Raw genomic sequence first — 12,004 nt, 5'->3', positions numbered from 1 at the left:
TATGATGACCCCATGGAAACGTTCTCGAACAAGCAATTGAAGGATGTGAAGGTACTCGTCGATTTTGTCAGGGTCTACTGTCACGCCTGCCACGACCGCTCCCTGCGCGCCCCCTTTGACCTCCCTCCGGAGCTGCGGCGCCGCTACCCCAAGGGGGTGGAGCTCTGCCCCGAATGCGCCGCCCTCTTGGCCCACGGCATCCAGAAACGCCGCAAATGCCCCCTGGACCCGAAGCCCTCATGCAAGAGCTGCCGCATCCACTGCTACAGCAAGGAGTACCGGGCAAAGATCCGGGAAGTCATGGGCTTCTCGGGGAAACGGATGATCATGCGGGGCCGACTCGATTACCTCCTGCATTTTCTTTTCTGAACCGAATCAACGACACGAACATACGGTGTAAAGGAGATACCTGCCATGATCCGGAAAATCGTACAGATCGACGAAGAAAAGTGCAACGGTTGCGGCCTCTGCGTCCCCGCCTGCGCCGAGGGGGCCATCAAAATCGTGAACGGCAAGGCGGTCCTTGCCGCCGACAACCTCTGCGACGGCCTCGGGGCCTGCCTCGGGGACTGTCCCCAGGACGCCATCCGGATCATTGAGCGGGAAGCGGACGAATTCGACGAGACTGCGGTGGACGAGCACCTGAAGGGGGCGGGCCGGGAACTCGCCCAGCACGCCCCCCCTCCCCCGCAGCCCCACGGGCATCATGCCGGCGGCTGTCCTGGCTCCCGGGCCATGGTTTTCGCGCCCGCACACCCCGCCGACGAACAACCCGCAGGGGGAACAATCGCCAGCCGGCTGCGCCAGTGGCCCGTGCAGCTCCACCTGGTCCCGACCACGGCCCCCTACTTCCAGGACGCCGATCTCCTCATCGCCGCCGATTGCGTCGCCTTTGCCCATGGCGACTTCCACCGGGAATTCCTGGAGGGGAAGGCCCTGGTCATCGGCTGCCCCAAGCTGGATGACAACAACGCCTATCTCCAGAAGCTGACCGAACTCTTCCGGGTCTCCTCCATCAGGAGCATCACGGCCCTGCGGATGGAAGTCCCCTGCTGCTGCGGCATCGTCATGGCGGCCCGCCAGGCCCTGGCCGCCAGCGGGAAGGATATCCCCTTCCGGGAGGTGACCATCGGCATTCAGGGAGATGTTAAGGGATAAATTCACCACTCAAGACAAACAGGATTCTTTTTGTCTTTTTCCATTGACAAGGGGCACTGCGACTGGTATCTCTTTCACTGTCGTTGAAACCACATTCGCCGTACGAAAGGAGAGACCATACCATGTGCATGTGTACCCTCGTCACCAAAGAGGCCCCTGATTTCGCCGCCGACGCTGTCCTGCCCGACAACACCTTCGCCACCATCAAGCTGTCGAGCTTTCGCGGGAAATACGTGATCCTCTTCTTCTATCCCCTGGACTTCACCTTTGTCTGCCCCTCGGAAATCCTCGCCTTCAACAAGAAGCTGGACCAGTTCAAGGCCAAGAACTGCGAGGTTATCGGCGTCTCCGTGGACTCCAAGTTCACCCACCTGGCCTGGAAGAACACGAAGGTGGAAGATGGCGGCATCGGCAACATCCAGTACCCCCTGATGTCAGACCTGAAGAAGGAGATCGCCACCCAGTTCGGCGTTCTCTTCGAGAACGGCGGCGTCGCCCTGCGGGGACTCTTCCTCATCGATACCAAGGGTGTCGTCCGCCACGCCGTCATCAACGACCTCCCCCTGGGGCGGAGCGTTGACGAGGCCCTGCGGATGCTGGACGCCCTCCAGTTCGTGGAAACCCACGGCGACCAGGTCTGTCCCGCCAACTGGCGCGAGGGTGACGAGGCCATGAAGCCCACGGCCGCCGGCGTTGCCGACTACCTGGCGAAGCATGCCGCAGGGTAGCCGCCTCCACGCAGCGAAACGAAAGGCACGGTCCGGCGACCGTGCCTTTTTTGTCTTACCGAGGATCCCATGGCCGAACCCAGTCTCACCGAAAGCCCCCTCCTCTCCGGCGCCGACCCCACGGAAGGGATCGTTGCCGCCGAACTGGCGGGGCGCTTCATCCGCCTCTTCATCCACACACCTGGCGGCGTCATCTTCAGGGACATCCCCTTCCGCCCCTTCATCCTCCTGGAAGACCCGACACTTCTGAGCGGTTTCCGGAGCAACGTCGAGACCCGCCCCCTGGCAGGCCCCGGCACCTTCCGTTACCTGGCCCTCTTCGCCGACTGGTCCGAATGCCTCGCCGCCCGGGATTTCCTGGCGAAACGGACCGGCCATACCCCCTCCGCGCCCGACGCTCCCTACCTCTTTCTCTCGGACCCGGTGCACCAGCACCTCCTCCTTGCCGGCACCACCTTCTTCAAGGGGCTGGAATTCAGCGCGCTCCGCCGCCTGGCCCTGGACATCGAGACCGCCTGTGCCGAGGGATTCGAGTTCTCCAACCCGGCACGGGAGGAGGACCGCATCCTTTCCATCGCCGTCATGGAGGAAGGGGGATACGAGGAGTACCTATCGGCCCATGCCATGTCCGAGCGGGAGATGCTGGAGCGACTCACCGCCATCATCCGGGAGCGGGACCCGGACGTGATCGAGGGGCACAACCTCTTCCGCTTCGACCTCGAATACATCAGGGCCCGGGCGGCCCGACACGGGGTCAGGCTCCGATGGGGGCGCGACGGGAGCGAGCCAAGGGTCCACCCGTCCCGGTTCACCGTGGCGGAACGGATCATCGATTATCCCCGCTGGGACATCTACGGCCGCTCGGTCATGGACACCTACTTCCTCCTCCAGATCTACGATGTCTCCAGCCGGGAACTGGAGAGTCACGGCCTTAAGCAGGCTGCCATTCACTTCGGCCTTGCCTCTCCCGACCGGGTCTACCTGGACCGCCAGACCATGGATGAAGTCTTCCGCAGCGATCCTGAGGCGCTCAGGCGCTACAACCTGGACGACGTGCGGGAGACCCTGGCCCTGTCGCGGCTCCTCTCCTACCCCTGGTTCCTCCAGACCCGCATCTTCCCCTACTCCTACCAGACCTGCGTCATCAGGGGAAACGCCACGCGGATCAACGCCCTCTTCTTGCGGGAATATCTGCGGCAGGGCGCCGCGGTACCGAAACCTGCCGGGTCCGGGGGGGCCTTCGAGGGTGGGTACACCGCCGTCTTCGAGACCGGCGTTCTCGGCCCCATCGTCCACTGCGACGTGGCCTCCCTCTACCCCTCCATCATGCTCGCTTACGGCCTCGCCCCCCGACGGGAGCACCTGGGGCTCTTCCTGCCGCTCCTGGCGCAATTGCGGCAGTTCCGCCTCGCCGCCAAGGAGCAGTCCAGGGAGGCGGCGGACCCTCGTACCCGCGATTACTTCAACGCTCTCCAGCAGACCTTCAAGGTGCTCATCAACTCCTTCTACGGCTACCTGGGAACCACCATCCACACCTTCTCCGACCCGGGGGTGGCCGCCGAGGTGACCCGCCGGGGGCGGGAACTGATCCAGGCGATGATCGAATGGCTTCGCCTCCACGGGGCCCGTCCCGTGGAGGTGGACACCGACGGCATCTACTTCATCCCTCCGCAGGGGATAGAAACCAGCGGGCAGGAGGAGGCCCTTGTCAGGGAACTCTCCGCAACCCTCCCCCAAGGGATCGCCGTGGAGATGGACGGCCGGTACCGCGCCATCTTCTCCTACAAGATGAAGAACTACGCCCTCCTGGACCACGACGGGAAGGTAACCGTCAGGGGAAGCGCCCTCCGCTCCCGGGGGATCGAACGGTATCTGCGGGACTTCATGGCAGCGGCGGTCCGGCTCCTGCTGCAGGGCGACGGGACAAAAATCCCGGCGTTCCACGAGGACTACATCCGACGTCTGCGGGACCACCTCATCCCCATCGAGAGCCTCGCCCGCACCGAAACCCTCGGCGAAGCGCCGCCCACCTATCTCCAGAAGGTCCGCCAAGGGAAGCGGAACCCCTCGGCGGCATTCGAGATAGCCCTGCGCGCCGAGCGCCCCTTCCGGGCCGGCGACCAGATCAGTTACTACGTAACGGGACACGGAAAAGGGGTGACCGTCTACGAAAACTGCAAGCCGGTCTCCCAATACGATCCAACCCGACCCGATGAAAATACGGAATTCTATCTCGACAAGCTCAACCAGCTCGTGAAAAGGCTTGCCCCCTACCTGCCGAAGGAGCCCACCCTCTTTGACTGAGGCCGCTTGCCACCTGCCGGCAAGTGTGCTACAAGGGGTAAGAAACTCCCATCACATGCCGGCAAAAGGAGAATATATGCGTTCTTTCGCATGGTTTCTTGCCCTGACGCTGACCCTTTCCTGCTCCACCCCCCTCCTTGCCCAGGATGAACCGAAACCGGAATTCGTCGTGGAAAAGATGGCCTTCAAACTGGCCCGCGGCGTGACCAATTTTGCAACGGCCATCGTGGAACTTCCCAAGCAATCGTACCTGAGCGTCCGTGACCGGGGCAACGTGGGTTACGTCATCGGCCCCCTCAAGGGAGTCGGCATGACCCTTTACCGGGCCTTCATCGGCGCCACTGAGGCAGTCTTTTTCCCCGTTCCCCAGCCGGGATATTACGACCCCATGATCGAACCCGACTTCGTATGGAAAGGATGGGAGCCGCCCCAGCGCGCGACTGTGGAGGAAGGTGGCGTGACGATGGAGACAGAGTCGGGAGAGGGGCGATGAAACCGGGACGCCTGATTACCGGAGCGGCCCTCGCCTGCCTGCTCGTTTGTGGGCAGCACCAGCAGGCCCATGCCGAAAGCATAACCTCAGTCGAAGACGCCTCGGCCCAGGAGGTGGTTGACGGCATGGCCAACAAGTTTGCCCGGGGGGTGGCCAACACGGCGACCGGTTGGCTGGAGTTTCCAAAGCAGATTTATGTCACCTGGCAGGAAGAAGGGCCGGCAAAGGGATTGATCGTCGGCCCCCTGAAGGGGGTGGGAATGACTGTAGCGAGGACTCTTGCCGGGGCGGGGGAGGCGGTGACGTTCTTTATCTCCTGGCCCGGCTTCTTCGACTCCTATATGGACCCGGCCTACGTTTGGGAAAAAGAATAGATAGATCAGGAGAACGGCGGACACACTCGCAAGGGAACACACGGCGCAAAAAAAGCCGCATCCGAAGATGCGGCTTTTTTTGCGTCCTCAGGGGACTTATTACTTCGCAGCCGGAGCAGCCGGAGCCTCAGCAGGCTTGGCTTCTTCTTTCTTCACGGCTTTCTTGGCCTTCTTGGCTTTCTTGGCCTTCTTGGCAGCCGGCTTCTTCTCTTCTTTCTTCACTTCAGCAGCCGGGGCAGCCGGAGCGGCAGCCGGAGCAGCTTCTTTCTTCGGCTCGGCAGCGAAAACAGCACCGGCGAAGGCAACGGCAACAAGAGCAGCAACGATCGAGGAAACAACTTTCTTCATTACAACACCTCCAAAGGATATTTTGTCGTATCCTTGAGCAGGGAACGTGCCACTTCTCAAAGATACCTTCAACTCACTGAAATAACATCATTCCAAACCCGGACGACCACGATCAGGGGAAGGAAACAGATGGCAACACAACCGCATATGCTCTAGCAACTACCGCATATAAGGCATCAGAATTTGCCGCCAGGAATGGAGCAGCCACGGCAAACCATGGTCTTTTGCCTTGCCAAATCTCGACTAATTCACTAAATTTGAATATTTAACCTGTATGGCATCCCTCTGTCGTCCCCACACGGAGAACCCACTAGTGTTGCATAACAATCTGCTCGCCATAGAAAAACCTGTCCGCTACACAGGGGATGAAATCGGCTCCCGCCCGAAGAAGGATGCCGAACTCCGCTTCGTCCTCGCCTTCCCCGATGTCTACGAGGTGGGAATGAGCCACCTGGGACTCCAGATCCTCTACGACGTCCTGAACAGGGAAGAGGGAATCGCCGCGGAACGGGCTTATACCCCCTGGCCCGACCGGGAAGCACAACTGAGAAGCCTCGGCGAGCCCCTCGCGACCCTGGAGAGCCAGACCTCCCTGGCCCAGGCCGACATCATCGGCTTCACCCTCCAGTACGAGCTCTCTTACACCAACATCCTCACCATGCTCGACCTGGCCGGCATCCCCTTCCGGGCCGCGGAGCGGGGGGTTGAATTCCCCCTCGTGATCGCTGGGGGCCCCTGCGCCTGCAACCCCGAGCCCCTGGCCGATTTCCTCGACGCAGTCCTCCTGGGGGACGGTGAGGAGGCGGTAGTGGAGATCGCCGATGCCTGCCGCGAGCGGAAGCGTAGCGGCGAGTCGAAACAGTGGCTCCTGGAGCGCCTCGCTGCCATCGACGGAGTTTACGTCCCCTCGTTTTTCGAACCCCGCTACCACGACGACGGCACCATCGACGCCATCATCCCCCTGCATCCCGGCTACGACCGGGTGCGGCGGCGGTTTCTCTCCAATCTCGATACGGCCCCCTACCCCACCACGCCGGTGGTCCCCTTTCTCAAGACGATCCACGACCGGGTGAGCATCGAGATCGGCCGCGGCTGCACCCGTGGCTGCCGCTTCTGCCAGGCGGGGTACCTCTACCGGCCGGTGCGGGAGCGCTCCCCGGAAACGATCCTCCGGCTCGTGGAAGAGACGCTGCGGAGCACCGGCTATGATGAAGTTTCTCTCCTCTCCCTTTCCACGGGCGACTACGGCTGCCTCACGCCGCTCCTGCGGGAGCTGATGGTGCGCTACGCCCACGAGAGGATCGCCGTGGCACTGCCGTCACTGCGGGTCGGAAGCCTCAGCCAGGAACTGGTGGAAGAGATCCGCAAGGTCCGCAAGACCGGCTTCACCCTGGCCCCCGAGGCGGGAAGCGAGCGGCTGCGCACGATTATCAACAAGGGGATATCCGAGGAGGATCTCCTCCGCAACGCCTTCGAGGCCTTTTCCAACGGCTGGCGGGTCATCAAGCTCTACTTCATGATCGGGCTCCCCGGCGAAACAGAAGAGGACCTCGTCGGCATCGCCGACCTGGCCCGCAAGGTGAAACTGGAAGGAAAGCGGGCCGGCAGCGGCGGCGAGGTAAACGTCTCGGTCTCCACCTTCGTCCCCAAGCCCCACACCCCCTTCCAGTGGGAGCCCCAGATCACCACCGAGGAGACCGTGGCCAAGCAGCGGTTTCTCCGGGACGAGCTCAAGAAGCGCAAACTGGGCCTCAAGTGGCACGACGCCCCCCTCTCCTTCATGGAAGGGGTCTTCGCCCGGGGAGACCGGCGTCTCGGCGCCGCACTGGCAAAGGCATGGGAGCTCGGCTGCCGCTTCGACGGATGGGGCGACAAACTGAACAGGGCCGCGTGGCACGAGGCCTTCGCCGCCTGCAGCATTGACCCCGCCTTCTACCACCGCCGCCGGGGACTCGACGAGATCCTCCCTTGGGACCACCTTGATTTCGGCGTGACCAGGACCTTCCTGCTCAGCGAACTGGAGAAGGCCTGGGCCGGCGAGCCCACCGGCGACTGCCGTACCGGCCGCTGCACCGGCTGCGGCATCTGCGACTTCGACCGGATCGCCATGCGGACCACCGATCCGGCGTGGCAGAAAGGCAGCGCACCCGCCACGGCTCCCCCTGTCGAGACCGACGCGAAGATGACCATGCGGCTTCGCTACACCAAGACCGGTGCCATGCGCTACCTGAGCCACCTGGAGATGATCGGTCTCTTCACCCGGGCCGTGGGACGCGCCCGGCTCCCCATCCGCTTCTCCCAGGGGTTCCACCCACATCCCAAATTCTCGTTTGCCACTGCCCTTTCGGTCGGTGTAGAATCACGGGCCGAGTATCTCGACATGGAGCTCATCCCCGGCCCCGCGCCGGAGGAAGTACGGGACCGGCTCAACGCCGCACTCCCCGAGGGGATGCGGATCGTCGAGGCCGTGGTCATCCCGCCGGGGACGCCGTCCCTGTCGGTGCTCATGGACAAGGTTCGCTACCGGATTATCCTGCCGGAGGAAGCGGCTCGCGACCTTGCCGCCCGGGCAGAAGCGTTCCTTGCCCGGGACAGTTTCCCCCTTCAGCGGGCAAAAAAGGGGCGGATACAGGAATACGACCTGCGCCATGAACTGGCCGCCCTCACCGTCGATGGCCCGGCCCTGGAGCTGACCATCGGCCGGGGAAAACCCCTCGAGTACGCCGCCGCCATCACGGGGCTGTCGCCCGAAGAGCTGGCCGATGCCCGCATTGAAAAGCTCGACGTCCTTTTCAAAGAATCTTCAATATTATCTATACAGGGTATGTGCAATGGCCAATGAACTGGTAATCAACACCTCATCCCACGAGACCCGCATCGCCCTCATCGAGAACGGCACCATCGCCGAACTCTACATCGAGCGGAGCCGCGAGAAGGGGATCGTCGGCAACATCTACAAAGGAAAGGTCGTCCGGGTCCTCCCCGGCATGCAGGCGGCCTTCGTGGACATCGGCCTGGAAAAGGCGGCCTTCCTCTACGTGGCCGACGTCTTCGACGCCATGGAAGAGTTCGACTCCTTCATGGACCGCAACGGCGAGGACAGCGAAGGGGAACAGCAGGTGCTCCAGCCCCTTCACCCCATCGAAGAGCTTCTCCAGGAGGGGCAGGAGATCCTGGTCCAGGTGTCCAAGGAGCCCATCGGCACCAAGGGGGCGCGGATCACCTCCCACATCTCGCTGCCGGGTCGACACCTGGTCTACATGCCCACCGTGGATCACGTGGGAATATCCCGCCGAATCGAGGAGGAGCCGGAGCGGGAACGGCTCAAGGAGATCGTGGAGCGGATGAAGCCCCAGAACGGCGGCTTCATCGTCCGGACCGCCGCCGAAGGGAAGAGCGAGGAGGACCTCGTCTCGGACATGAACTACCTGACCAAGCTCTGGGACGAGGTGGTCAAGCGTAACGACAAGGGGCACGCCCCCTCCCTCATCCACGCCGACCTGGACGTGACCCAGAAGGTGATCCGCGACATCCTCACCGAGGACGTTTCCCGCATCGTAGTGGACTCCAAGACGGAGCACGACAAGATCATCCAGTTCATTTCCACCTTCATGCCGAAGATGAAGTACTCCATGGAACTCTACGACGACGAGGAGCCCATCTTCGACCATTTCGGGCTGGAGGTGGAGATCAGCCGGGCACTGGGGCGCAAGGTCTGGCTCAAGTCCGGCGGCTACATCATCATCGAGCAGACCGAAGCCCTGACCGCCATCGACGTGAACACCGGCCGCTTCGTGGGGAAACACAACCTGGAGGACACGATCCTCAAGACCAACCTGGAGGCGGTGAAGGAGATCGCCTACCAGCTCAGGCTCCGCAACATCGGCGGGATCATCATCATCGACTTCATCGACATGGAGAAGGAGGTGAACCGGGAAAAGGTCTTCACGGCCCTAGAAGAGGCCATGAAGGCCGACAAGTCCAAGACCAACATCCTGAAGATCTCGGAGCTGGGCCTCGTGGAGATGACCCGCAAGCGGGTGCGCGAGTCCATCGGCCGGATGATGTGCGAGCCCTGTCCCTACTGCGAGGGGCGCGGCTACGTGAAGTCCAAGACCACCGTCTGCCACGAAATCTTCCGGGAACTGCGCCGGGAAATGCTCGACATCCGCGGCACCAAGGCGACCCTCACCGTCCATCCCCAGGTGGCCGATCTCCTCTACGACGAGGAACGCCGGGGGCTGGAAGAGCTGGAAAAGAAATTCAAGAAGCGGATCACGGTCCGGGCCAAGCCGGGCTTCCACCAGGAGCAGTTCGAGATCGCCATCAGCTAGGAACAAAGGAATTTCCCCATGATCGGAACCCCCCTCAAGAAAAGCGCCACACGCGTCATGCTCCTCGGCTCCGGCGAACTCGGAAAAGAGGTTGTGCTCGAAGCCCAGCGGCTGGGCGTCGAGGTGATCGCCGTCGACCGTTACGCCGATGCTCCCGCCATGCAGGTGGCCCACCGCGCCCATGTCGTCAACATGCTCGACCGGGCCGAGCTCGGCCGGATCGTGGCCCAGGAACGGCCCCACCTCATCGTCCCGGAAATCGAGGCAATCGACACCCCCTACCTCCTGGAACTGGAGCGGGAGGGGTACACCGTGATCCCCACGGCCCGGGCCGCCAACCTGACCATGAACCGGGAGGGAATAAGGCGTCTGGCGGCGGAGGAACTGGGCCTGCCAACGGCTGCCTATCGCTTTGCCGCGAGTATCGAATCGTTCCGGGCGGCGGTGGCGGATATCGGACTTCCCTGCGTGGTGAAACCGATCATGAGCTCCTCCGGCAAGGGACAGAGCGTTGTAAAGAGCGTGGAAGAAATCGACGACGCCTGGGCCTACGCCATGGAAGGGGGGCGGGGAGCCTCCGATACCGTGATCGTTGAGGAATTCATTCCCTTCGACTACGAGATCACGCTCCTGACCGTGCGCCACGCCGGGGGCACCACCTTCTGCCCCCCCATTGGCCACGTGCAGATCAAGGGGGACTACCACGAGTCATGGCAGCCCATGGCCATGACGCCGGCCGCCTTGGCGGAATCCCAGCGCCAGGCCAAAGCAGTGACCGATGCTCTCGGCGGCTCCGGAATCTTCGGGGTGGAACTCTTCATCAAGGGAGATCGGGTCTGGTTCAGCGAGGTCTCGCCCCGCCCCCACGACACCGGCATGGTCACGATGATCTCCCAGAACCTCTCCGAGTTCGAGCTTCACGTCCGGGCAATCCTTGGCCTTCCCGTTCCGGAGGTGGTAAACCTGGCTCCGGCGGCCTCCCATGTCGTCCTGGCCCCGGAGGCAGCCGAGGAGGTCACCTTCTCCGGCCTGGACGCCGCCCTCTCCGTCCCGGAAACGAAGCTGCGCCTCTTTGGAAAACCCGACACCAGGCCGGGACGACGGATGGGGGTCGCGCTCTCCTTCGGCGCCGACACCGATGAGGCGCGGAACCGGGCCGAGCAGGCAGCCCATGCAGTGAGAATCGTCACCCTCTGACCATCATTAAAAGGAGGTTTGTCATGGATTTTGCGGCCAAAGTTTCCGATATACCCGACTGGGGAAAGAAAGTCGTCACCGTCAACAGCCAGGAGATCCTCCTCGTCAAGACCAAGGGGAACATTTACGCCTGCGAGACCGAGTGCCCCCACCAGGGAGCCCCTCTAGCCGGCGCCCTGGTCAAGGAGGAAGGGCATATCTCCTGCCAGCGCCACGGCTATCGGTTCAACCTGAAGACCGGGGCCTGCAAGGAGTTTCCCGAGTACACCCTCAAGGTCTATCCGGTGGAGGTGGCAGGTGACGATGTGCTGGTGGGTCTGGAATAAAAATTTCTTGACTCCTCGCGCTGTTCCGGTTAACCTTCCAAGCTCGTCAAAAAATTTGAACAAAGGTGGTGAAGTACATGTACGCGGTAGTGAGAACCGGAGGGAAGCAGTACAAAGTTTCCGAAGGCGACTTTCTGAAAGTCGAGAAGCTTGAGGGGGCGGTGGGCGACACCATCGAACTCAAGGACATCCTGATGGTTGGCGGCGAAACGGTCAAGATCGGAACACCGTTAGTGCCCAGCGCCTCTGTGGTCGGCAAGATTGTCGAGCAGGGCAAGGACAAGAAGATTCTCGTCTTCAAGTCCAAGAAGCGCAAGGACAGCAAGAAGCTGCGCGGGCACCGTCAACCGAGAACCGTACTCAAGATCGAAAAGATCAACGGGTAATCGGCACCACAGCATTTTTTCGCAACGACGGCCCGGCAGTCCTGACTACCGATACGGCATGCCGTCAGGAGGTTTAACACCATGGCACACAAGAAAGGCGTCGGCTCCACACGGAACGGGCGCGATTCCGAATCAAAACGACTCGGCTGCAAGAAGTACGGCGGCGAGAACGTCAAGGCGGGGAACATCATCTACCGCCAGCGCGGCACCCAGATCCACCCCGGCACCAACGTGGGGTGCGGCAAGGACTACACCCTCTTCGCCCTCATCGACGGCGTGGTGAAGTTCGAGCGGCTGGGCCGCGACCGGAAGAAGGTCTCCGTCTACCCGGCCAGCTAACGCGTTGGCGGGTCGCA

13 protein-coding genes are annotated in these 12,004 nt (G+C 62.3%); 12 read left to right on the top strand and 1 reads right to left on the bottom strand.

All coding sequences use genetic code 11. From position 1 onward, the window contains the following. Positions 1-12 precede the first annotated feature (12 nt). The 6 genes from KI811_RS07350 (at position 13) to KI811_RS07325 (ending at position 5,057) form a co-directional block, all read left to right on the top strand. On the top strand, positions 13-369 hold the full coding sequence (locus KI811_RS07350; protein WP_214185820.1) for a nitrous oxide-stimulated promoter family protein: 357 nt from the start codon (positions 13-15) through the stop codon (positions 367-369). A 45-nt stretch (positions 370-414) separates the two neighbouring features. Next, the gene (locus KI811_RS07345; protein ID WP_214185819.1) at positions 415-1,158 is read left to right on the top strand and encodes an ATP-binding protein; all 744 of its coding nucleotides are present in this window, start codon (positions 415-417) and stop codon (positions 1,156-1,158) included. A 122-nt stretch (positions 1,159-1,280) separates the two neighbouring features. Next, positions 1,281-1,886, top strand: coding sequence for a peroxiredoxin (locus KI811_RS07340; protein WP_214185818.1), 606 nt, complete (start codon positions 1,281-1,283; stop codon positions 1,884-1,886). Between the two features lie 69 nt (positions 1,887-1,955). After that, on the top strand, positions 1,956-4,190 hold the full coding sequence (locus tag KI811_RS07335; protein ID WP_214185817.1) for a DNA polymerase domain-containing protein: 2,235 nt from the start codon (positions 1,956-1,958) through the stop codon (positions 4,188-4,190). A gap of 76 nt (positions 4,191-4,266) precedes the next feature. Continuing rightward, a complete protein-coding gene (locus KI811_RS07330) occupies positions 4,267-4,683 on the top strand; it encodes an exosortase system-associated protein, TIGR04073 family (RefSeq protein WP_214185816.1) in 417 nt (138 codons plus the stop codon). Next, complete coding sequence (locus KI811_RS07325; RefSeq protein WP_214185815.1) at positions 4,680-5,057, top strand: exosortase system-associated protein, TIGR04073 family; 378 nt, start codon at positions 4,680-4,682, stop codon at positions 5,055-5,057. The genes KI811_RS07330 and KI811_RS07325 overlap by 4 nt, the downstream gene beginning before the upstream one ends. A gap of 99 nt (positions 5,058-5,156) precedes the next feature. On the opposite strand, the gene KI811_RS07320 is transcribed toward KI811_RS07325, so the two are convergent. Further along, entirely contained in the window at positions 5,157-5,405 is a 249-nt protein-coding gene (locus KI811_RS07320; RefSeq protein WP_004512628.1) for a hypothetical protein, read from the bottom strand. Between the two features lie 313 nt (positions 5,406-5,718). Between KI811_RS07320 and KI811_RS07315 the strand changes: the two genes are divergently transcribed. The 6 genes from KI811_RS07315 to rpmA all read left to right on the top strand — a co-directional run bounded on the left by KI811_RS07315 (position 5,719) and on the right by rpmA (position 11,987). Continuing rightward, positions 5,719-8,247 carry a TIGR03960 family B12-binding radical SAM protein gene (locus tag KI811_RS07315; RefSeq protein WP_214185814.1) on the top strand — a complete coding sequence of 843 codons (2,529 nt, stop codon included), beginning with the start codon at positions 5,719-5,721 and terminating at the stop codon, positions 8,245-8,247. Next, complete coding sequence (rng, locus tag KI811_RS07310) at positions 8,237-9,739, top strand: ribonuclease G (RefSeq protein WP_214185813.1); 1,503 nt, start codon at positions 8,237-8,239, stop codon at positions 9,737-9,739. The genes KI811_RS07315 and rng overlap by 11 nt, the downstream gene beginning before the upstream one ends. An 18-nt stretch (positions 9,740-9,757) precedes the next feature. Then, entirely contained in the window at positions 9,758-10,936 is a 1,179-nt protein-coding gene (gene purT / locus KI811_RS07305; protein WP_214185812.1) for a formate-dependent phosphoribosylglycinamide formyltransferase, read from the top strand. 23 nt (positions 10,937-10,959) lie between these two features. Beyond that, positions 10,960-11,262 (top strand): Rieske (2Fe-2S) protein, encoded by a 303-nt coding sequence (locus KI811_RS07300; protein ID WP_214185811.1) that lies wholly within the window; start codon positions 10,960-10,962, stop codon positions 11,260-11,262. A gap of 77 nt (positions 11,263-11,339) precedes the next feature. After that, positions 11,340-11,648 carry a 50S ribosomal protein L21 gene (rplU, locus tag KI811_RS07295; protein ID WP_004512633.1) on the top strand — a complete coding sequence of 103 codons (309 nt, stop codon included), beginning with the start codon at positions 11,340-11,342 and terminating at the stop codon, positions 11,646-11,648. Between the two features lie 81 nt (positions 11,649-11,729). Beyond that, on the top strand, positions 11,730-11,987 hold the full coding sequence (gene rpmA / locus KI811_RS07290) for a 50S ribosomal protein L27 (RefSeq protein WP_004512634.1): 258 nt from the start codon (positions 11,730-11,732) through the stop codon (positions 11,985-11,987). Positions 11,988-12,004: the final 17 nt, after the last annotated feature.

Source organism: Geobacter hydrogenophilus, from assembly GCF_018501225.1.
Classification (GTDB): domain Bacteria; phylum Desulfobacterota; class Desulfuromonadia; order Geobacterales; family Geobacteraceae; genus Geobacter; species Geobacter hydrogenophilus.
Note: the sequence above shows the minus strand (reverse complement) of the source record. Positions and strands in the feature narration are given on the sequence as shown.